Here is an 18,740-nt window from a genome sequence, read left to right as displayed (position 1 = left end):
GCTTTACTGCAAATTCTTGGCGTCCCCACGGGGATTCGAACCCCGGTACCTACCGTGAAAGGGTAGTGTCCTAGGCCTCTAGACGATGGGGACCCGGACCAAACTTTTACTGCATTCTTTCGAGCTCTTGGTGGAGGTAAGCGGGATCGAACCGCTGACCTCTTGCATGCCATGCAAGCGCTCTCCCAGCTGAGCTATACCCCCCTGCTCGAAAGAAGGCCGCATTATAGGGACCGTCTTTTCCCTTGTAAAGGGCCTTCGCGAGATTTTCAGAGATTTTTTTGCAGCGCCGCCAGAACGCCTTCGCGACCGATCAGCTCGACCACCGCATCCACCGACGGCGTCTGCGCCTGGCCGGTCAGCAGCACACGCAGCGGCATCGCCAGCTTCGGCATCTTGAGGCCGTGCTTGCCGACCGTCTCCTTGATCAGGGCGGCGATGGCCGGAATTTCCCAGGCCACCGTGGCGATCCCGGCGGCAAAGTCGGCAATCGCCGGCTTCGCCTCTTCCGTCAGATGCTGGGCGAGCAACTCGGCCGACGGCGCCACCGCAACATAGAAGGTCTCGACGGCGTCGGCCAGCAGGTTCAGCGTGTTGCAACGGTCGACATAGAGCGCGACGGCTTTTTCCAGGCTCGGCCCGGCGCTGACGTCGACGCCGCGCGCGGCCAGGCGCGGAGCGACCCTGGCGGCGAGTTCGGCGGCCGGCAGCTGCTTCATGTAGTGCTGGTTCAGCCAGAGCAGCTTTTCGGTGTTGAACTGGGCGGCCGAGGCGGTGATGTGATCGAGGTCGAACCACTCGACGAACTGCTGGCGCGAGAAGATCTCGTCGTCGCCGTGCGACCAGCCGAGGCGGGCCAGGTAGTTGATCACCGCCTCGGGCAGGAAACCGTCCTCGTCGTACTGCATCACCGACACCGCGCCGTGGCGCTTCGACAGCTTGGCGCCGTCGTCGCCGAGGATCATCGACAGGTGGGCGTAGGTCGGCACCTCGGCGCCCAGCGCCTTGAGGATGTTGATCTGGCGCGGCGTGTTGTTGACATGGTCGTCACCACGGATGACGTGGCTGATGCCCATGTCCCAGTCGTCCACGCAGACGCAGAAGTTGTAGGTCGGCGTGCCGTCGGCGCGGGCGATGATCAGGTCGTCGAGCTCGCCGTTGGCGATCTCGATGCGGCCCTTGACCGCATCGTCCCAGGCGACGACGCCATCCCTGGGATTCTTGAAGCGGATCACCGGCGGCACGTCGGCCGGCGGCGTCGGCAGCGTCTTGCCGGCCTCCGGACGCCAGCGTCCGTCGTAGCGCGGCTTTTCCTTGCGCGCCTCCTGCTCGGCACGCAGCGCGTCGAGCTCCTCGCGCGTCGTGTAGCAGTAATAGGCCGTGCCGGCCGCCAGCATCTCCTGGATCACCGCCTTGTAGCGGTCCATCCGCTGCATCTGGTAGAACGGGCCTTCGTCATGCGTCAGCTCGAGCCAGTTCATGCCGTCGATGATCGCCTGCACCGCCTCCGGCGTCGACCGGGCAACGTCGGTATCCTCGATGCGCAGCACGAAAACGCCGCCGTGCCGGCGGGCATAGGCCCAGGAAAACAGCGCGGTGCGAGCGCCGCCAATATGGAGGAAGCCGGTGGGGCTGGGAGCGAAACGGGTACGGACGGGTTTCATGGGCATCGAGTCGGTGTGGAACAAAGGCCCGTATTCTAGCCGACCGACGTTTGACCCGCCGAGCGAGTTATGGTTAAATGCGCGCCTTCTTCGACGGGCGGTTAGCTCAGCGGTAGAGCACTGCCTTCACACGGCAGGGGTCACTGGTTCGATCCCAGTACCGCCCACCATCGAAACAGCAAAGCCTCTGAGAAATCAGGGGTTTTTTGCTTTCCGGGGCAAGCATGCCCGTCGCCCCGCTTCCGGCTGCCGACAGCCGCATTTCCGGAAGCTGACGGTCAACCGTCGAAAACCGGGAAAAATCAATACAACGGGCACCGAGGATTCTGTGCCATCTTATTGATCGCTGTATCCCCAGTCGTTTTCGTCGATCGGTGGGGCGAGTTTTTCTTGGGGATAGTGACGCAAGCCGTCCAGAACCTGCGGCAAATCCTGGGCAATGGCCGCGTATTCTTCCAGCGGCAGTTGATAGGCCGCCTGGTAGCGCGGGAGGTCGAAACTATCCAGAATCGCCAGCGCCCAGGGATGAAAATTGCTCGGCACGTGATCGAGTTGCAGGGCGCGTTTGCTGATGGCAAGCCAATGTATGGGCGTATTAGGTCTCACAGTGCCATAGGATTTCCAGCTTTCGTTCATGACCCACCAGAGCTTGCTGCTACGGCGTTCGGGGTCGGCACGTTCCCAGCGCTCCTGTGCTTTGGGGTAGTCGAATATTTCTGCGTAGTAGGCCATCAGCGCCAAATAAACCGGTGTTGTCGAATCGAACTGATAGATCCGATCAGAGGTCAATTCTTCGATAGAAGTGTTCGGAAACATACTTACTCCCAGTGCGTGGTGCGACGACCTCTCCGCCCGGCCTCCTTCACCCAGTTGCCCAGGGTCTGCGACCAGGCCCAGCTGCTTGGCAACTGCTCCAATTGTCACCCCTGAATTCACCCGCTTCACGATTGGCGGCGGCTACCAGATTACTGCCGAGCGCGTTGTCCATTTCGAGGATTTGACGGTCAACCGTCAAAATGGTTAAAAATCAGAAGAGCGTTAGCAAAGCCATGCGCTGGCATCGTGAAGCATTTGCCATACCTCAGCCCGTCCTTCGGGGCAATCTCTTCAAACATGTTACTTCCACTGAGGTGAGGTGCTTTCGATTGGTCGGGAATCGAAAATCCTGCGGTCAACCCGGAAAAGGGGAATCGGATTGCTGGCCCGCAGGCCGAGGGTAATACGCTGGGCGACGACGGCGACGCGCTCACCGGAAATCAAATGACGACGCCCCCCTTGGGGTATTCTGAATCTGGCACCTCAAAGGTCATGTACACCCATGTCCCGCCCGCATCGCCGCGATAAGCGCCGGTCACGTCATCGAGTTGGGCCGCTGCGGCGGTGATCTCCCAGGCATCCGCTTCCGAACAGTCAATCGTGCGGGTTGTAAACCGCTCAATGGCATGTTTCTCCCCGTAGTCACGGACTTGGCGCGCGGCACGGCGTAGTGGCTCGGGGACGGACGGGTGATCCCATCCCCACAGGAACGAGCCGTTCCGCGTGTTGTAGGTGCCGACAACCTGCACCGGGAAATCCACCTCGCGTCCATCGGCAAAACTCAGCCGCAGTTGGCCGGCATTCATGTCGAGATTCCATTGCGCTTCCGTTCCGAGCCCCCAGGCGGCGGTGTGCTTTGCCGACCAGGTCTGGAGCCGGGTCAGTGCGTCGGCAAGAAACTGCTGCTCAGGGCTTGTGCCAACGTTTTCGAACGAGACGGGAATGCCGCTTCCTGCCAGACTCGCTTGCGCTTGGGCGAGCGAAATGGCGTCGTCGCTGTCGTCGTAGTCTTCCGGTTTTTCGTAGTCGTACTCGATGTTGAACTTGCCATCGGGGTGGAGCGTGAAGGTCAAGCCCCAGATGCGTTGGCCGGTGGTTTGAAGGAGATCGTCGCGGAGATACAAACATGCATCTCTGATCGATTTCACGTATTTGGTGTCATCCACGATGTCTGCTAAGGCCACGACGAATTCACTGCTAACCATAGAGTCAAAGATGGATGCATGAAGCTCTAACCGACGCCAGCCTTCTGCCTCTGCAGCAGCCACCATGCTTCTCGTAATCGACGAATAGGCTTCCTCAACTGTATTCATTTCGTTCCTTTATTGCTTAAATTCGAATGCTTTCGGTTTTCCGTTGATGTAGGCAACTACGGCGAACTCACTTGGCCGCCCCCCCAGCTCCCGACGGATAACCCACATCAATCTTGATGCCAACCGTTTTCCCGGCATCGATTTCCTGCTTCAGATACTTCTCCATGTCGCGCCACGCGCCGCGATTCAGCGTCTTGTCCTGCGGCACAATGTTGATCTGGTCGCCCGCGCCGCCCTGCGCCGAGGCGATCAAATGTCCGCCTTCGTCGCCGGTGGCTTTCTTCATTTGCTGCACGGTTGGCACGGCGCTGATCACCGGGTTGCTGATGCTCACCGTCAGCCCCGACTGCTTTGACTTCTGGACAAAACGGCCGGCATCCGTTTCCCGCGCTTCGACGATGTCGACCGTCTTTGCCGCAATTTCGACTTGGGACACTGACGGTCAACCGTCGAAAACTGGGAAAAATCAAACCGACGCGCCCTGATCTTTACCCCTCACCTGCCCAGATCGACTCGCCCCGGCAACCAGCGCTGGCGGGCGGCGGTGTCGCTGCTCGCTACGGTTTCCGCGAAGGCGGCTGAGAAAGCCGAGGACAGCAGCGATTGCGGGCGGTGCATGGCGCGCAGGGCGTGGATTTCGAAACTCAGCGGCCGGGCCAGGCGGTACACGGCGAGTCGCTCGCTATCGCCGCTGGCGGCGCTGTACTGGTCAAGCAGCGCGCAGCCCAGGCCTTCGCCGACCATCGAGCGGGCCAGCGTGTAGGTCTGGACCGAGGCGAAGCTGGCAGGCAGCGGGCCGGCGCCGGCCAGCGCCTCGGCGGCGAGCATGCCGAGCGGGGTCTGGTCGTCGAGCATGATCAGCGGCAGGTCGGCGAATTCGCCGATGGCGAAGGTCAAGGGGGCGCTGTTGCGCCGCTGCGCCGGACAGGCGAGGACGATCTCGCCGCTGCCGACGCTGGCCGCCTGCACCGCTTCGTGCGCCGGCGGCGCGATGGCGAAGGCGAGGTCGACCTCGTTGGCCAGCAGCGCGGCGACGATCTGGCCGGTGTGCAGGGTCTGCAGTTCGAGGCTGGCCTCGGGATGCTGCCGGTGGAAGCGGGCGAGCGCGCCGGGCAGCAGGCTTTCGCCGAGGCTCGGCGTCGCCGCGACGCGCAGATGGCCGCTGCCGCGCCGGCGCAGGTTGGCCGACAGGCGCCTGAGTCGCTCGAACTCGCCGAAGACGCGCTCGGCCTCGACGTAGAGTGCCCGCGCCTCGGGCGTCGGCTGCAGGCGGCCGCGAATCCGCTCGAACAGGCGGAAGCCGGCCTGCAGCTCGGCGTGCTGCAGGGTGCGCGAAACCACCGGCTGGGAAACGTTGAGGTAGCGCGCCGCCTCGCTGACCGTTCCGGTGAGCATGACCGCGCGAAAAACCTCGAGATGACGCAGGCGCATCGTGAAACCTCCTGGAAGCCGCTAGTTTGACCTGCGCCACCGGGCCGGACAAGCCTCGCCGCCGTCCATGCCGGAAAGCTATGGGCAGCGCACGACAACGCATGCGCCGGCCGCGCCGGGCGGCCTAGAGTGGCGGCATTGAATCGGCAAGGAACGCAAGATGCACATCATCGTCATTGGCGCCGGCGTCGTCGGCATCAGTACCGCCTACTACCTGGTCAGGGCCGGCCACCGGGTCAGCCTGATCGAACGCCACCCCGAGCCGGCGCGCGAAGCCAGCTTCGCCAACGGCGGCCAGCTGAGCTATCGCTACGTCGCGCCGCTGGCCGCGCCGGACGTTCCCGCCAAGCTGCCCGGATGGCTGCTGGCGGCCGATGCCCCGCTCCGCTTCCGGCTGCGCGCCGATCCGGCGCAGTGGCGCTGGGGCCTGGCCTTTCTCGCTGCCTGCACGGCCCGGCAAAGCGCCCGGACGACGGCGCAGCTGCTGGCCCTGGCCGAATCCAGCCGGCAGCAGATGGCCGGCTTGCTGGCGGCGCATCCCGGGCTCGACTTCGCCCACCGCAGCAACGGCAAGCTGGTGGTGCACCGCGACCCGGGCAGTTTTGCCGCCGCCCGGCGCCAGGTCGAATTGCAGCAGCGCCTGGGCGCCGCCGGCAGCCCCCAGGAAATCCTCGACGCCGCCGCCTGCGCCGCCCGCGAACCGATGCTCGCCGGCATCGCCGGGCAACTGGCCGGCGGCGTGTTCACCGCCGGCGAGGCGGTCGCCGACTGCCACCGCTTCTGCCAGCAACTGCTGGCGCTGATCCGCGAGACCGCGCCGGATACCGCCTGCCACTTCGCGACGACGGCGCAGCGCCTGCTTACCCGCCAGGGACGCTTCGTCGCCGTCGCTACCGGCAACGGCGAAATCGCTGCCGATGCCTGCGTCCTCGCCAGCGGCAGCGAGGCACCGCGCCTGGCCGCCGGGCTCGGCATTGCGCTGCCGATCCAGCCGCTCAAGGGCTACAGCCTGACGCTGCCGCTGGCCGCGACCGATGCGGCACCGTCGGCCAGCGTCACCGATTTCGCGCGCAAGATCGTCTATGCGCCGATCGGCGGCCAACTGCGGGTGGCCGGCATCGCCGACCTGGTCGGCAACGACCGCCGCATCGACCGGCGGCGGATCGCCCTGCTGCGCCGCCAGGCCGCCGAATTCTTCCCGGCCGCGGCCGATCCCGACGCCGGCCAGCCCTGGTCCGGGCTGCGCCCGGCAACGCCGGACGGGCGTCCGATCATCGGCGCCAGCCCCTGCCGCAACCTGTGGCTGAACTGCGGCCACGGGCCGCTCGGCTTCACGCTGGCGCTGGCCAGCGGAAAATTGCTCGGCGAGCTGGTCGACCGTCAACGACCGTCGATTCCCGACGCGGCTTTCGCACTGCGCTGAGGCCCGCCGCCAATACGTAAAAGTCGACCGGATGCCGAAGCCGGTCACCGCCCTCGGTTATAATCCGTGGCTTCGCCGAACCCGACCGCGCCAAGCCCGATGCCCCTTGCCCACGTTCAGCCGCCGTTCCGCCGTCTTGCCGGCCTGATCCTCGGGAGCCTCGCCCTGCTGGCGGCAGCGCCGGCGACAGCCGAACTGGAACTGCATCCGCGCCTGCAGACGTCGCTGCCGGCGATCTTCCCGGGGATGTCGGCGGAACGCCTGAACGTCACCGAGATCGCGCCGCCACCCGAGCTGCCGCTGACCATCGACCTGACGCTGCGCGCCAACAACCTCTGGGACCGCCTGCGCAACGGCTTCGCGATGGCCGACCTGAACGACGAGCTGGTCCTGCATTACCAGCAGTGGTACCAGAACCGTCCGGAGGCGCTGCGCCGGATGATCGAACGCAGCCGTCCCTACCTGCACCACATCGTCGAGGAACTCGAGATCCGCGGCATGCCGACCGAACTGGCGCTGCTGCCGATGGTCGAGAGCTCGTTCAACCCGATGGCGCATTCGCCGGCGGCGGCCTCCGGGCTGTGGCAGTTCATCCCGGCGACCGGCAAGCGCTTCAAGCTCGAGCAGAACTGGTGGCAGGACGAGCGCCGCGACGTCATGGCCTCGACCAGCGCCGCCCTCGACTACCTGCAGACGATCTACGACATGCACGGCGACTGGCACCTGGCGCTGGCCTCGTACAACTGGGGCGAAGGCGCGGTCAAGCGGGCGATCGAGAAGAACGAGGCGCGCGGGCTGCCGACCGACTACCCGAACCTGACGATGCCGAAGGAAACCCGGCACTACGTGCCCAAGCTGCAGGCACTGAAGAACATCATCGGCAACCCGGAAACCTTCGCCCGCCTCGGCCTGCCCTTCATCGCCAACCAGCCCTACCTGGCCACCGCGGCGGCGCCGCGGCCGATGGACGTGAAGATCGCGGCGCGGCTGGCCAACATGACGCTCGAGGAATTCCGCCACCTCAACCCCTCGCACAACCGGCCGGTGATCAAGGCCGACACACCGGTGGTGCTGCCCGCCGACCGCGTCGACACCTTCAACGAGAATCTCGCCAACCACCAGGCGCCGCTGACCCAGTGGCAGGCCTACGCGGTCAAGTCGGCCGAGCGCGTCGGCGAGATCGCCGCCCGCTTCGGCGTCAGCACCGCCGAACTGGCCCAGGTCAACGGCCTGCCCGGCAACGTCCGCCTGGCCGCCGGCTCGAAGCTGCTGGTGCCCGGCAGCGCCAACCAGGACGGCCTGCAACGCATGCTCGGCATGGAATCCTCGCCGGCGATCATCCAGCCGGAGCCGAAGGCGCGGGGCAAGAAGGGCAAGCTGACGGCGAAGAAGACGAGCGCCAAGAACACCGCCAAGGGCAGCCGCCCGGTGAGCAAGGCCAAGCCGGTCAGCAGCAAGAAGGCGCCGGCCAAAAAACCCCAGAAAAAGTAAGCAGCGGCGTTTACGCCGCCAGGTGGCAGTTGACCGTGTGCGTCGGCGAAACCGCCGTTGGCGCCGGATAACGCTCGCGGCACAGCGCCGTCGCCTGCGGGCAGCGCGGGTGGAAATGGCAGCCGGCCGGCGGTTTCGCCGGCGACGGCGTTTCGCCCGGCAGGTGGATGCGCTGGCCGGCGCCGTCCAGGCGCGGCACCGGCACCGCCGACAGCAGCGCCTGGGTGTAGGGATGGCGCGGCCGGCCGAGCACCTCTTCCGCCCTGCCCTGTTCGACGATGCGGCCGAGGTACATGACCGCGATGTCGTGCGCCAGGTACTCGACGACGGCGAAATTGTGGGTGATGAACAGGTAGGCGACGCCGAGTTCGGCCTGCAGCGTCTTCAGCAGGTTGAGGATCTGCGCCTGCACCGAGACGTCGAGCGCCGAGGTCGGCTCGTCGCAGACCAGCAGCTGCGGCTGCACCGCCAGCGCGCGGGCGATCGCGATGCGCTGGCGCTGGCCGCCGGAAAACTCGTGCGGGAAGCGCTCGCCGGCATCGGTGGGCAGGCCGACCTGGCGCAGCAGCGCCGCCACCGTCGCCGTCGCGTCGCCGCCGACGCCAAGCGCGGTGATGCCCTCGGCGATGATCTCGCCGACGCGCAGGCGCGGATTGAGCGAGGCGAACGGATCCTGGAAGACCATCTGCGCCTGGCGGCGGGCGGCGCGCAACTCGCGGGCGCCGGCGCCGACCAGCTCGCGCCCGCCCAGGCGGACGCTGCCGGCGCTCGGCCGGATCAGCTGCAGCAGCGCCTTGCCCACCGTCGTCTTGCCGCAGCCGGATTCGCCGACCAGCGCCAGCGTGCGCCCCGGCGCAATCGCCAGCGACACGCCGTCGACCGCAAAAACGTGGCCGACGGTGCGCTGCAGGATGCCCTGGCGGATCGGAAAATGCACTTTCAGGCCGTCGACCGTCAGCAGCCCGGTTTTTTCCTCGATTTGACGGTCGACCGTCAAATCCGCGGCTTTTTCAAGGACCGACGCCGCCCCCTGCCAGTGACAGCGAAGCGCATGGCCGGGCGCCACCTCGCGCCATTCGGGCGAGCGTTCGCGGCACACCGGCATGACCTGCGGGCAGCGCTCGGCGAAGCGGCAGCCGGCCGGCATCGCCGCCAGCGCCGGCACCTGGCCGGGAATCGTGGCCAGCGCCGTGCCCCGCCGCGAAACTTCCGGCAGCGCGGCGAACAAGGCCTGGGTGTAGGGATGGCGTGGCGTCGTGAAGAAATCCTCGCGGCTGGCTACCTCGACCAGCTCGCCGGCGTACATCACGCCGATGCGCTGGGCCATGCGCGCGACGACGCCGAGGTCGTGGGTGATCAACAGCATCCCCATGCCGCGGTCGACCTGCAGTCTGGCCAATAAATCGAGGATCTGCGCCTGCACGGTGACGTCGAGCGCGGTGGTCGGCTCGTCGGCGATCAGCAGTTCCGGCTCGCCGGCCAGCGCGATGGCGATCATCACCCGCTGCTTCATGCCGCCGGACAGCTGGAAGGGGTATTCGTCGAGACGCCGCTCGGGGTCGGCGATGCCGACCTGGCGCAGCAGGTCGAGCATGCGCTCGCGGGCGGCGGCGCCGCGCAGGCCGCGGTGGCGCTCGAGCACCTCGCCGATCTGGCGGCCGACGGTAAGCACCGGGTTGAGGCTGGTTGCCGGCTCCTGGAAGATCATCGCCATGCGCCGCCCGCGCCAGCCGCGCATCGCCGCTTCCGGCAGCACCAGCAGGTCCTCGCCGTCGAGGCTGACCGAACCGCCGACGATGCGCCCGGCCGGCGGCAGCAGGCGCATCAGCGCCTGCGCGGTGGCCGACTTGCCGCAACCGGATTCGCCGAGCAGCGCGAAGGTCTCGCCGCGCTCGATGGTGAAGGAGATGCCGTCGACGGCGAGCAGCGTGCGCTGGCCGGCGGCGAAGCCGAGTCGGAGATCCTTGACGTGCAGCATCAGGCGGCCCTCGGGTCGAATGCGTCGCGAACCGCGTCGGCGAACAGGTTGGCGGCGAGCACCAGGATGAACATGGCAGCGAAGGCGGCCGCCAGCGACCACCAGACGACCGGCTCGCGGCCGAGTTCCATGCGCGCGTTGTTGATCATCGTGCCGAAGCTGGTCATCGTCGGATCGACGCCGATGCCGACGTAGGAAAGCACGGCCTCGGCCAGCACCAGCCCGGAGAAATCCATGACCAGCGCGATGATGACGATGTGCATCAGGTTGGGCAGGATGTGGCGCAGGATGATCCGCCACGACGAAACCCCGAAGGCCTGCGCCGCCTGGATGTATTCGAGTTCCCGGAGCTTCAGCGTCTCGCCGCGCAGCAAGCGGCACAGGCCGGTCCACGAGGTGATGCCGAGGATGAAGCAGAGCGCCAGCAGGCGCAGGTCGGCGCGCTCGGCGGCGGTGGCGAACCATTGTGGGTGCGTGTCGATGACCACCTGCATCATCAGCACCGCGGCTGCGATCAGCAGCACGCCGGGAATCGAGTTGAGGACGGTGTACAGGTACTGGATCAGGTCATCGACCCAGCCGCGGAAATAACCGGCGACGATGCCCAGCAGCACCGCCACCGGCAGCATCACCAGCGTCGTCACCAGGCCGATGATCAGCGCCGTGCGCACGCTCTTGAGGATCTGGTAGAGCACGTCCTGGCCGACCTTGTCGGTGCCGAAGACATGGTAGTCGCCGGCCAGCGCGAACAAGGGCAGCAAGGTCAGCAGGATCAGCAGCAGCGTCAGCAGCACGGCGTTCCAGGCGAAGACCGTCTCGCCGCGCCACAGCCGCGACCAGCCGATTTTTGGCCAGTTTTGACGGTCGACCGTCGGATCGCCGGGATTTTCACGCCGATTGGCGACCAGCACGACCAGCGCCAGCCAGCCGAGGACGGCCAGCGCCGCGGCGCCGGCCGCGGTGGCGGCGATGTCGGCCGGCGCCGCCGCCGGCTCGGCCAGGTGGCTGCCGCCGAAGCGCAACCGGGGAAACTCGCGCAGCGTCCCCTGCCCCGGCCGCTCGATCGTTTCCTTGGCGTAGAGGTGGGTGGCGAACGGCGCCGAATAGGTCTTTTCGTTCTCGGTGCGCAGCGGCCCGACCAGCGCGTCGAGCAGCGACAGCACCTCGATCGCGTACTGCGTCTTCTCGCCCGGCTTGCCGTCGAGGGCGACGCGGTAGTGCAGCGAATCGAGCAGGCCGATGCCGAGGAAGGCGAGCAGCACGGTTGCCGAGGCCATGCCGGCGCGGCTGGCCCCGACCCGGCGCCAGGCGGCGAGCAGCGGCGGCGAACGGGCAATCAGCACGCCGACACCGATGCCGCTGGCGAGGAGCAGCCAGACCAGCACATCGGACCACAGGACGACGATCTGGAAGCCGTTCATGAGAAGCGGATCCGCGGATCGACCAGGGTGTAGGAGATGTCGGTCAGGATCAGGCCGACGATGTAGAGCACCGAGCCGATGAAGACCATCGAACGGACGACGGCGAAATCCTGGGCCTGGATCGCGTCGATCGTGTAGCTGCCGAGACCGGGAATGCCGAAGAAGGATTCGGTGAGCAGCGAGCCCATGAACAGCGTCGGGATGACGACGACGACGCCGGTCAGGATCGGGATCAGCGCATTGCGCAGGATGTGGCGGAAGAACACCAGGGTTTCCGGCAGGCCCTTGGCGCGGGCGGTGCGCACGTAGTCCTTCGAGACTTCTTCAAGGAAGATCGTCCGGTACCAGCGCGTCGACGAACCGATCCCGGCAACGACGCCGATGCACACCGGCAGGATCAGGAAGCGCCAGGCGTCGAGGCCTTCGCCGAAGCCGGAAATCGGCACCAGTTTCCACACCTTGGCGATCAGGTACTGGCCGCCGATGATGTAGAACAGCCCGGAAATCGACATCGCTGCGACACAGATCACGACGCCCCAGAAATCGAAGGCGGTGGCACGGAAGAAGGCCAGTGTCAGCGCCAGGCTGACGGTGACGAACAGGCCGAGGATGAAGGTCGGCAGCGCGATGGCCAGCGACGGCCCCATCCGCGTGCCGATCTCGCGGGCGATGTCGCGGCCGTCCTCGGCGCGGCCGAAGTCGCCGGCGAACATGCGCACCGACTTCTCGAAGAAGATCGTCTCGGTCACGGTCGACAGCCCGCCGGCGGCAGAATTGACGAACAGCGGCTTGTCGTAGCCGCGCGCTTCCTTCCACTTCTCGATCGCCTCGGGCGTCACCCGCTTGATGCCGAGCTGCATGCGCGCCATGTCGTCGGGCGTGTTGACGATGAAGAACAACGCGAAGGTGATCAGATTCACCCCGATCAGGATCGGGATCGCATAGAGCAGGCGGCGGACGATATAGGCAAGCATCGCCGGCGATTATCGCAGAAGTCGCCAAAAAAAAGCCCCGCCGGAACCGGCGGGGCAAGGATTGGCAAGATGCCAGAGGAGATTCGTCGAATCAGTGGTGGGCCGTCGCCGGCTGCGGCGTGTGCGCGATGTCCGGCGCCGGTGCGTCGTCGAGGACCAGTTCCGGGTGGTCGGCCTCGTCGAGCGTTTCGTTGTTGAGCACGGCAGTCATCCGTTCCTGGTCGAGGGCGCCGCACCACTTGGCGACGACCAGCGTGGCGACGCTGTTGCCGACGAAGTTGGTCAGCGCGCGGGCTTCCGACATGAAGCGGTCGATGCCGAGGATCAGCGCCAGGCCGGCGACCGGCACGGTGCCGACGGCGGAGAGCGTCGCCGCGAGCACGATGAAGCCGCTGCCGGTGACGCCGGCGGCGCCCTTCGAGGTGAGCAGCAGGATCAGCAGCAGGGTGATCTGGTGCTGCAGGTCGAGCGGCGTGTTGGTCGCCTGGGCAATGAAGACCGCGGCCATCGTCAGGTAGATCGAGGTGCCGTCGAGGTTGAACGAGTAGCCGGTGGGCACGACCAGGCCGACCACCGACTTCTGGGCGCCGGCGTTTTCCATCTTCGCCATCAGGCGCGGCAACGCCGATTCCGACGACGAGGTGCCGAGCACCAGGAACAGCTCTTCCTTGATGTACTTGATCAGCTTCCAGATCGAGAAGCCGTGCGCCATCGCGATCGTGCCGAGGACGCCGAAGACGAACAGCACGCAGGTCAGGTAGAAGGCGCCCATCAGGCTGGCCAGCTGGGCCAGGCTGCCGACGCCGTGCTTGCCGATGGTGTAGGCCATGGCGCCGAAGGCACCGACCGGGGCGACCTTCATGATCACGCCGACGATGCGGAAGAAGACGTGCGACAGGCGCTCGATGAAATCGAAGACCGGCTTGCCGCGCTCGCCGAAGGCGTGCAGCGCGTAGCCGAAGAGGACCGAGAAGAACAGCACCTGGAGCATGTCGCCCTTGGCGAAGGCATCGACGACGCTGGTCGGGATGATGTTCATCAGGAACTGCGTGGTCGTCTGCATCTGGCCCGGGGCCGCGTACTTGTCGATGGCCGAGGTGTCGAGCGAGGCCGGATCGACGTTCATGCCGACGCCGGGGGCCCAGACATTGACCACGACCAGGCCGATGATCAGCGCGATGGTGCTGACCACTTCGAAGTAGAGCACGGCCAGGCCGCCGGTCTTGCCGACCTTCTTCATGTCTTCCATGCCGGCGATGCCGACGACGATGGTGCAGAAGATGATCGGCGCGATGATCATCTTGATCAGCTTGATGAAACCGTCGCCCAGCGGCTTCATCGCCGCGCCGGTTTCCGGATAGAAGTGGCCGAGCAGGACGCCGATCGTGATCGCGATCAGCACCTGGATGTAGAGACTCTGGAAAATCTTCTTCACTGCTTCCCCCTGATGTTTTTTTTCGGGCAGGGAACCCATTCCCGGCCAATGGGCGGCGAGTATGGCGGCAAGGCGATTGTTGCGGAATTGTGGCTTTCCGAATTGTGGTTAACCACAGTCCGCCGCCCGGGCCGTGGTCTATAATCCCCGCGCCTTCACATTTCCCGATGCCGCCGATGTCCGACGCCCGCCACGACCGCCCCGCCCGCATGCCGATCCCGGCAGGCGGCGCCGCGTCTGCCCGGCGTCCGGCACTGCAGCTCGCCTTCAAGGTCACGGGGTCGCCCGCCGTACTTTCCACGGCCGTGCGGGCGCGGCCCGGGCACTAGCCCGACCGCCCCGCACGGCACCTTGCCCGGCGCCCTTTCCGGCGCGCCGTTCAACGTGCAGTCCTGGCCGCGCAAGGCCGCTCTCCGTCCCCCCGCCGGCATCCGCCGCCACGACTGCCATTCCGCCGCCGCTCCCCGAGGAGTCCGGCGGCTCAAGGTCATCGTGGAGACGCCATGCAACTCACCAAGAGCCTGATCAAGGCAAAACGCCCCTGTAACCAGGGCTTCCGCTGGTTCATCCGGCATTACGCCGAACACGGCCACTACCAGGAAATGCTCGACGCGCTGGTCGCCGACGGGCGCAGCAACGACGCCTGCTGGCTACTCGACCAGTTCGGCCCGACCGACGAAATCCGCGTCGTCGATGCGCTCGATGCCGACGCGCTCGTCTTTGCCGGCAGCCTGAAAGTGCTCGGCGACATTGAAGCCGGCAGCCTGCTGCGTGTCGGCCGGCATCTGCGCGTCAGCCGTGGCCTGCGCGTCGACGGCGACCTGATCGTCGGCGAGGACCTGCGCAGCGACGGCGGCATCCGCTGCACCGGCAAGCTTGCCGTCGGCGGCGAGCTGCGCGCCGACTGGAGCATCGACGTCGGCGGCCCGCTGCATTGCGGCGGCCGCCTGCGCGCCGGCGGCGAACTGCGCTGCGGCGAGCGCCTCGAAGCCGCCGGCCACGTCAGCGTCGGCCTCGATCTCGAGGTCACGGCCGGCATCGCCTGCGCCCGCGGCCTCCAGGCCGGCGGCCGGATCGCGGCCGGCGGCGGCCTGCGCGCCGGCCAGGGCATCCTCGCCGGCGGCGCCATCGCGGTCGGCCAGCATCTCGAAGCCGGCTGGGGCATCCGGGCCGGCGAGGAGATCGTCGCCGGCGGCAGCATCCGCGCCGGTGAAAGCCTGAGTGCCGGCGGCACGATCCGGGCCGGCGACGGCTACGGCATCTTCGCCGGGCTCGACGTGGCGCTCGCCGACTGGGCGCAGAGCGCCCGCGTCAGCGCCGCCGTGCACCCGCCCGACCTGATCAGCGGCCACTGGACCGGCCGTGCCGCCGGTTGAGGGAGGACGCGCCATGCTGCTTGCCCTGCCCGCTTTTTCCTTCCCTACCCTGGCCTTGCGTCGACCATTGCGAAGCGAACTGCGGATCGACGTCGACCTGCCGCCGGCCAGCCTGGAGGCCGAACTGGCAGCGCTCGACCGGCGCCTGCGGACGCCCGGCGACGCGCTGCACGCCTGCGCCACCTGGCCGGCGCCGCTGCCCGGCCTGTACTTTCGCCATCGCGAGGCCGACGGCGAGCACTTCGTCTATGTCGTGGACGGCGCCAGCGGCCGGCTCGCCGGCTATACCGTGTTCAACCGACTGATCGAGATCGACCGGCGCAGCGACCGCCATGTCCGCTCGCCGCATTCGAAATACGCGCCGGCCTGGCAGGGGCGCGGGCTGGCCAGCGCGGTCTATGCTTGGGCGCTGGCGCGCGGCATCTGCCTGGTCAGCGGCGCCCGCCAGTCGCCGGCCGCCTTCGCCCTATGGCAGTCGCTCGGCCGCCGCCAGCCGCTGCATTACGTCGATATCCGCGACAAACGCATCCACGACCTCGGGCCGAGCGTGGACGCCGCCCGGCGCGACCTGCTGACGACGCGGATGTTCCTCGCCGGCGCCGGCTGGACAGCGACGGCCCTGCGCCGTGCCGGCGTCCTCCACGACGCCGGCTGAGCGGCTCAGAAGCCCGGGCGGACGCTGTCGACCAGGTCGTGCAGCGCCGCCCGCAGCTCGCTTTCGGCGCAGCCGAGCAGGATCCCGTCCTCGAGCGCGTCGCGCAGCGCCTGCGCCAGCTCGCGGTAGTTGTCGTCGAGGACGCGGATCTTCTCGACACAGGCCAGCGGCCGGCCGTCGGCGCGCAGCCAGAGCGGCGGCGCCAGTTCGTCGAAGCCGTTCATGGCAGCGCGAAACTGCTCGCCTCGCCGACGCGCAGCGCCGGTTCGTCGACGGCGCTGACCGCGAAGCGGATCGGGACGATGCCCGGCAAATGCTCGCCGGCCGGCGTGGCGACGGTGACCGAGACCGGGACCAGGCTGCCGGCACCGACCGCGAACTCGGCGTCGCCGACGATTTTCAGGGGCAAGGGGCCGTCGACCGTGACATGGAAGCGGCGCGGCCGGTCGGCGATGTTGGCGAGCTTCAGCGTGTAGGCGTTCTCGATCTGGCCGTCGGCGGTCTCGCGGGCAAGGGCGCCGCGGTCGCGCAGGACGTCCACGCGCAGCAACTGGCGCTCGGCCAGCGTCCACGCGGCGAGGCCGGCGATGGCAACGAGGACGCCGGCGTACACCGCCAGGCGCGGCCGCTGCCGCCAGCCGGTGCCGGCGCGACCGCTCAGTTCGTTCTCCGAGGCGAAGCGGATCAGTCCGCGCGGCGCGCCGATGCGGTCCATCACCCGGTCGCAGGCGTCGATGCAGAGGCCGCAGTTGATGCACTGGTACTGCAGGCCGTCGCGGATGTCGATGCCGGTCGGGCAGACCTCGACGCAGATGCCGCAATCGATGCAGTCGCCGTGGCCGACACCGCGGCTGCCGCGCGGTTCGCCGCGCTGGCGGTCGTAGGCGACGTTGCGCGTGGCCGGATCGAACATCACGCCCTGGAAGCGTGAATAGGGGCACATGTGCTGGCACACCGCCTCGCGCGCCAGGCCGGCCTGGACGTAGGTGAAGGCGGCGTAGAAGATCAGCCAGAAGGCTTCCCAGGGACCGGTGGACAGCGCCGCGACGCTGGGCAGCAACTCGCGGATCGGCGTGAAATAGCCGACGAAGGTGATCGCCGTCCACACCGCCAGCGCCGCCCACAGCAGGTGCTTGGTCAGGCGCAGCGCCAGCTTGCGCGGCCCGTTCGGGCTGCGGTCGAGCTTCAGGCGGGCGAGGTGGTCGCCTTCGACGCGCGCCTCGATCCAGGTGAAGATCATCGTGTACACCGTCTGCGGGCAGGCGAAGCCGCAGAACAGCCGGCCGGCCAGCGCCGTCGTCAGGAACAGCCCGGTGGCTGCGACGATCAAGGCGAAGGCGAGCAGCAGCGCGTCCTGCGGCCAGAGCACGAGGTCGAACAGGTAGAGCTTCTCGTGGGCGATGTCGAAGAGCACCGCCTGTCGGCGTCCGGCCTCGCTTTCCCAGGGCAGCCAGCAGAGGCCGTAGAAGATCGCCTGGGTGAACCAGACCATGCCCCAGCGCCAGCGGTTGAAACGGCCCTCGACCGAGCGGGCGTGGATCTTCCCGTGCTTGCGATACAACTCCAGCTTGGCTTCCCTGACCTTGCTGACCGGCTTGTTCATGCTCCCGCTCCTCGATATTTGACGGTCGCCAGTAGACCACCGGCCGGCAAACAGGAACAGTTTCAGAAATCGCGATTTCTTATAGGCACAGATTTACCGACCAGCCCCCTGTACCGATCGCCATTCGCGCCATCTGTCCCTGTGCGCCGCCGCCGGCGATGGCACGATGGCGGTATCGCAATCCGGAACGCAAGATCATGGCAACCGCGGCCCTCGCCACACACGCCGCCCCGGGCGGACGCATCCCCGGCAACAAGGGAATCTGGGTCGGCATCTGCTGCGAGTTCGTCGAGTTTCTCGTGCTGTTCACGGTCTACTTCGTCGCCCGCGCGCATTTCCCCGAGGCTTTCGCCGAGGGCGCCGAGCGCCTGTCGCGCACCGCCGGCACGGCAATCACGCTGCTCATGCTCAGCAGCAGCTTCCTGATCGCCTGCTCGGTGCAGGCCATCCGCGCCGGTCGCCGACGGCAGTCGCTGTACTGGCTGAGCGGCGGCCTGCTGGTCGCGCTCGGCTACCCGCTGGCCAAGTTCCTCGAAATCCGCTGGAACCTCGCCCAAGGCATCAACGGCGAATCCGGCATCTTCTTCACCGTCTACTACTACCTGACCTTCAACCACCTGGTGCATGCGGTCTGGGGCATCCTCGGCATGTTCTGGGTGCTCGCCCGCCACCTCGCCGGCGCCTACGACGCCGACGACTACGGCGGGCTCGAGGCGCTGGCCAGCTACTGGCACGCCACCGACCTGATCTGGCTGGTGCTTTTTCCCTTCTTCTACGTGCTCGCCTGAACCATGACCCCGACCGCCCCCGCCCCGCGCCTGCTGGCGCCGACCCTGGCCTGGCTGACGCTACTCGCGCTGACCTTCGCCAGCCTGCTGCTCGGCCGCTGGCTGCACGGCGCGCCTGCGCTGCCCTGGCTGGTCGCTGCAATCGTCTGGGTCAAGGGCTGGCTGATCTGCCGCTGCTTCCTCGAAGCGCCGCTGGCGCATCCGTTCATCCGCCGCGTGCTGGCCGGCTTCGTGCTGGCGGTACCGGTGGCGCTGGTGCTGCTCGCCCTGTTCGGCCCCGAATTCGCCCGCTGGGCGACGCTCTAGGCGGCTACTGCGGAAACTCGAAGGCGCTGACCGCCCAAACTGATCCCGGCTGACCACGCAATATCG

Annotated in this window: 17 protein-coding genes and 3 tRNA genes; 7 read left to right on the top strand and 13 right to left on the bottom strand. The window is 67.2% G+C overall.

What is annotated here, in order from left to right:
* Positions 1-17: 17 nt before the first annotated feature.
* The 3 genes from DFR40_RS13180 to gltX form a co-directional block, all read right to left on the bottom strand.
* Positions 18-93, bottom strand: a tRNA-Glu gene (locus tag DFR40_RS13180).
* 35 nt (positions 94-128) lie between these two features.
* A tRNA-Ala gene (locus DFR40_RS13175) sits at positions 129-204 on the bottom strand.
* A gap of 65 nt (positions 205-269) precedes the next feature.
* A complete protein-coding gene (gltX, locus tag DFR40_RS13170) occupies positions 270-1,664 on the bottom strand; it encodes a glutamate--tRNA ligase (protein WP_121458966.1) in 1,395 nt (464 codons plus the stop codon).
* Positions 1,665-1,759: 95 nt separating this feature from the next.
* Between gltX and DFR40_RS13165 the strand changes: the two genes are divergently transcribed.
* Positions 1,760-1,834 (top strand) — tRNA-Val (locus tag DFR40_RS13165).
* A 166-nt stretch (positions 1,835-2,000) separates the two neighbouring features.
* Here the strand turns inward: DFR40_RS13165 and DFR40_RS13160 are convergent.
* The 4 genes from DFR40_RS13160 to DFR40_RS13145 all read right to left on the bottom strand — a co-directional run bounded on the left by DFR40_RS13160 (position 2,001) and on the right by DFR40_RS13145 (position 5,224).
* Positions 2,001-2,480: a hypothetical protein gene (locus DFR40_RS13160; RefSeq protein ID WP_147431334.1), complete on the bottom strand. Its 480-nt coding sequence runs from the start codon at positions 2,478-2,480 to the stop codon at positions 2,001-2,003.
* A gap of 440 nt (positions 2,481-2,920) precedes the next feature.
* Positions 2,921-3,793, bottom strand: coding sequence for a DUF6882 domain-containing protein (locus DFR40_RS13155; RefSeq protein ID WP_147431333.1), 873 nt, complete (start codon positions 3,791-3,793; stop codon positions 2,921-2,923).
* Between the two features lie 67 nt (positions 3,794-3,860).
* Positions 3,861-4,229: a DNA/RNA non-specific endonuclease gene (locus tag DFR40_RS13150; RefSeq protein WP_121458963.1), complete on the bottom strand. Its 369-nt coding sequence runs from the start codon at positions 4,227-4,229 to the stop codon at positions 3,861-3,863.
* A gap of 59 nt (positions 4,230-4,288) precedes the next feature.
* Positions 4,289-5,224, bottom strand: a complete 936-nt coding sequence (locus DFR40_RS13145) for a LysR family transcriptional regulator (protein WP_121458962.1) — start codon at positions 5,222-5,224, stop codon at positions 4,289-4,291.
* Positions 5,225-5,384: 160 nt separating this feature from the next.
* On the opposite strand from DFR40_RS13145, the gene DFR40_RS13140 reads away from it, so the two are divergent.
* Together DFR40_RS13140 and DFR40_RS13135 are read left to right on the top strand one after the other, a co-directional pair.
* Entirely contained in the window at positions 5,385-6,647 is a 1,263-nt protein-coding gene (locus tag DFR40_RS13140) for a D-amino acid dehydrogenase (RefSeq protein ID WP_121458961.1), read from the top strand.
* Positions 6,648-6,746: 99 nt separating this feature from the next.
* Positions 6,747-8,138, top strand: coding sequence for a transglycosylase SLT domain-containing protein (locus DFR40_RS13135; RefSeq protein WP_121458960.1), 1,392 nt, complete (start codon positions 6,747-6,749; stop codon positions 8,136-8,138).
* Positions 8,139-8,148: 10 nt separating this feature from the next.
* On the opposite strand, the gene DFR40_RS13130 is transcribed toward DFR40_RS13135, so the two are convergent.
* From DFR40_RS13130 to DFR40_RS13115, 4 genes are all read right to left on the bottom strand, one after another.
* Positions 8,149-10,116, bottom strand: coding sequence for an ABC transporter ATP-binding protein (locus DFR40_RS13130; RefSeq protein WP_121458959.1), 1,968 nt, complete (start codon positions 10,114-10,116; stop codon positions 8,149-8,151).
* Entirely contained in the window at positions 10,116-11,537 is a 1,422-nt protein-coding gene (locus DFR40_RS13125; protein WP_121458958.1) for an ABC transporter permease, read from the bottom strand. Before DFR40_RS13125 ends, DFR40_RS13130 begins: the two co-directional genes overlap by 1 nt.
* Positions 11,534-12,511 (bottom strand): ABC transporter permease, encoded by a 978-nt coding sequence (locus tag DFR40_RS13120; protein WP_121458957.1) that lies wholly within the window; start codon positions 12,509-12,511, stop codon positions 11,534-11,536. The genes DFR40_RS13125 and DFR40_RS13120 overlap by 4 nt, the downstream gene beginning before the upstream one ends.
* 91 nt (positions 12,512-12,602) lie before the next feature.
* Positions 12,603-13,985, bottom strand: coding sequence for a dicarboxylate/amino acid:cation symporter (locus DFR40_RS13115; protein ID WP_121458956.1), 1,383 nt, complete (start codon positions 13,983-13,985; stop codon positions 12,603-12,605).
* 464 nt (positions 13,986-14,449) lie between these two features.
* Here DFR40_RS13115 and DFR40_RS13110 point away from each other — a divergent pair, with 464 nt between their 5' ends.
* Complete coding sequence (locus tag DFR40_RS13110) at positions 14,450-15,322, top strand: hypothetical protein (RefSeq protein ID WP_121458955.1); 873 nt, start codon at positions 14,450-14,452, stop codon at positions 15,320-15,322.
* Positions 15,323-15,335: 13 nt separating this feature from the next.
* Positions 15,336-15,977, top strand: a complete 642-nt coding sequence (locus DFR40_RS13105) for an N-acetyltransferase (protein WP_121458954.1) — start codon at positions 15,336-15,338, stop codon at positions 15,975-15,977.
* 5 nt (positions 15,978-15,982) lie between these two features.
* Here the strand turns inward: DFR40_RS13105 and DFR40_RS13100 are convergent, their stop codons facing one another.
* Together DFR40_RS13100 and ccoG are read right to left on the bottom strand one after the other, a co-directional pair.
* Positions 15,983-16,201 (bottom strand): hypothetical protein, encoded by a 219-nt coding sequence (locus DFR40_RS13100; protein WP_121458953.1) that lies wholly within the window; start codon positions 16,199-16,201, stop codon positions 15,983-15,985.
* On the bottom strand, positions 16,198-17,580 hold the full coding sequence (ccoG, locus tag DFR40_RS13095) for a cytochrome c oxidase accessory protein CcoG (RefSeq protein WP_121458952.1): 1,383 nt from the start codon (positions 17,578-17,580) through the stop codon (positions 16,198-16,200). The genes DFR40_RS13100 and ccoG overlap by 4 nt, the downstream gene beginning before the upstream one ends.
* 197 nt (positions 17,581-17,777) lie before the next feature.
* On the opposite strand from ccoG, the gene DFR40_RS13090 reads away from it, so the two are divergent.
* Both DFR40_RS13090 and DFR40_RS13085 read left to right on the top strand, forming a co-directional pair.
* Complete coding sequence (locus DFR40_RS13090; RefSeq protein ID WP_121459067.1) at positions 17,778-18,368, top strand: cytochrome c oxidase subunit 3 family protein; 591 nt, start codon at positions 17,778-17,780, stop codon at positions 18,366-18,368.
* Between the two features lie 3 nt (positions 18,369-18,371).
* Positions 18,372-18,674, top strand: a complete 303-nt coding sequence (locus DFR40_RS13085) for a hypothetical protein (protein ID WP_121458951.1) — start codon at positions 18,372-18,374, stop codon at positions 18,672-18,674.
* Positions 18,675-18,740: the final 66 nt, after the last annotated feature.

It is taken from the genome of Azonexus fungiphilus, assembly GCF_003634965.1.
Classification (GTDB): Bacteria; Pseudomonadota; Gammaproteobacteria; order Burkholderiales; family Rhodocyclaceae; genus Azonexus; species Azonexus fungiphilus.
The sequence above is the reverse complement of the archived record's forward strand: the minus strand, read 5'-3'. Positions and strand labels throughout refer to the sequence as shown.

Coding starts and splice junctions, on each gene's coding strand:
- gltX (WP_121458966.1), bottom strand. CDS start 1,664: ATGAAACCCGTCCGTACCCGTTTCGCTCCCAGCCCCACCGGCTTCCTC.
- DFR40_RS13160 (WP_147431334.1), bottom strand. CDS start 2,480: ATGTTTCCGAACACTTCTATCGAAGAATTGACCTCTGATCGGATCTAT.
- DFR40_RS13155 (WP_147431333.1), bottom strand. CDS start 3,793: ATGAATACAGTTGAGGAAGCCTATTCGTCGATTACGAGAAGCATGGTG.
- DFR40_RS13145 (WP_121458962.1), bottom strand. CDS start 5,224: ATGCGCCTGCGTCATCTCGAGGTTTTTCGCGCGGTCATGCTCACCGGA.
- DFR40_RS13140 (WP_121458961.1), top strand. CDS start 5,385: ATGCACATCATCGTCATTGGCGCCGGCGTCGTCGGCATCAGTACCGCC.
- DFR40_RS13135 (WP_121458960.1), top strand. CDS start 6,747: ATGCCCCTTGCCCACGTTCAGCCGCCGTTCCGCCGTCTTGCCGGCCTG.
- DFR40_RS13130 (WP_121458959.1), bottom strand. CDS start 10,116: ATGCTGCACGTCAAGGATCTCCGACTCGGCTTCGCCGCCGGCCAGCGC.
- DFR40_RS13125 (WP_121458958.1), bottom strand. CDS start 11,537: ATGAACGGCTTCCAGATCGTCGTCCTGTGGTCCGATGTGCTGGTCTGG.
- DFR40_RS13120 (WP_121458957.1), bottom strand. CDS start 12,511: ATGCTTGCCTATATCGTCCGCCGCCTGCTCTATGCGATCCCGATCCTG.
- DFR40_RS13115 (WP_121458956.1), bottom strand. CDS start 13,985: ATGGGTTCCCTGCCCGAAAAAAAACATCAGGGGGAAGCAGTGAAGAAG.
- DFR40_RS13110 (WP_121458955.1), top strand. CDS start 14,450: ATGCAACTCACCAAGAGCCTGATCAAGGCAAAACGCCCCTGTAACCAG.
- DFR40_RS13105 (WP_121458954.1), top strand. CDS start 15,336: ATGCTGCTTGCCCTGCCCGCTTTTTCCTTCCCTACCCTGGCCTTGCGT.
- DFR40_RS13100 (WP_121458953.1), bottom strand. CDS start 16,201: ATGAACGGCTTCGACGAACTGGCGCCGCCGCTCTGGCTGCGCGCCGAC.
- ccoG (WP_121458952.1), bottom strand. CDS start 17,580: ATGAACAAGCCGGTCAGCAAGGTCAGGGAAGCCAAGCTGGAGTTGTAT.
- DFR40_RS13090 (WP_121459067.1), top strand. CDS start 17,778: ATGGCAACCGCGGCCCTCGCCACACACGCCGCCCCGGGCGGACGCATC.
- DFR40_RS13085 (WP_121458951.1), top strand. CDS start 18,372: ATGACCCCGACCGCCCCCGCCCCGCGCCTGCTGGCGCCGACCCTGGCC.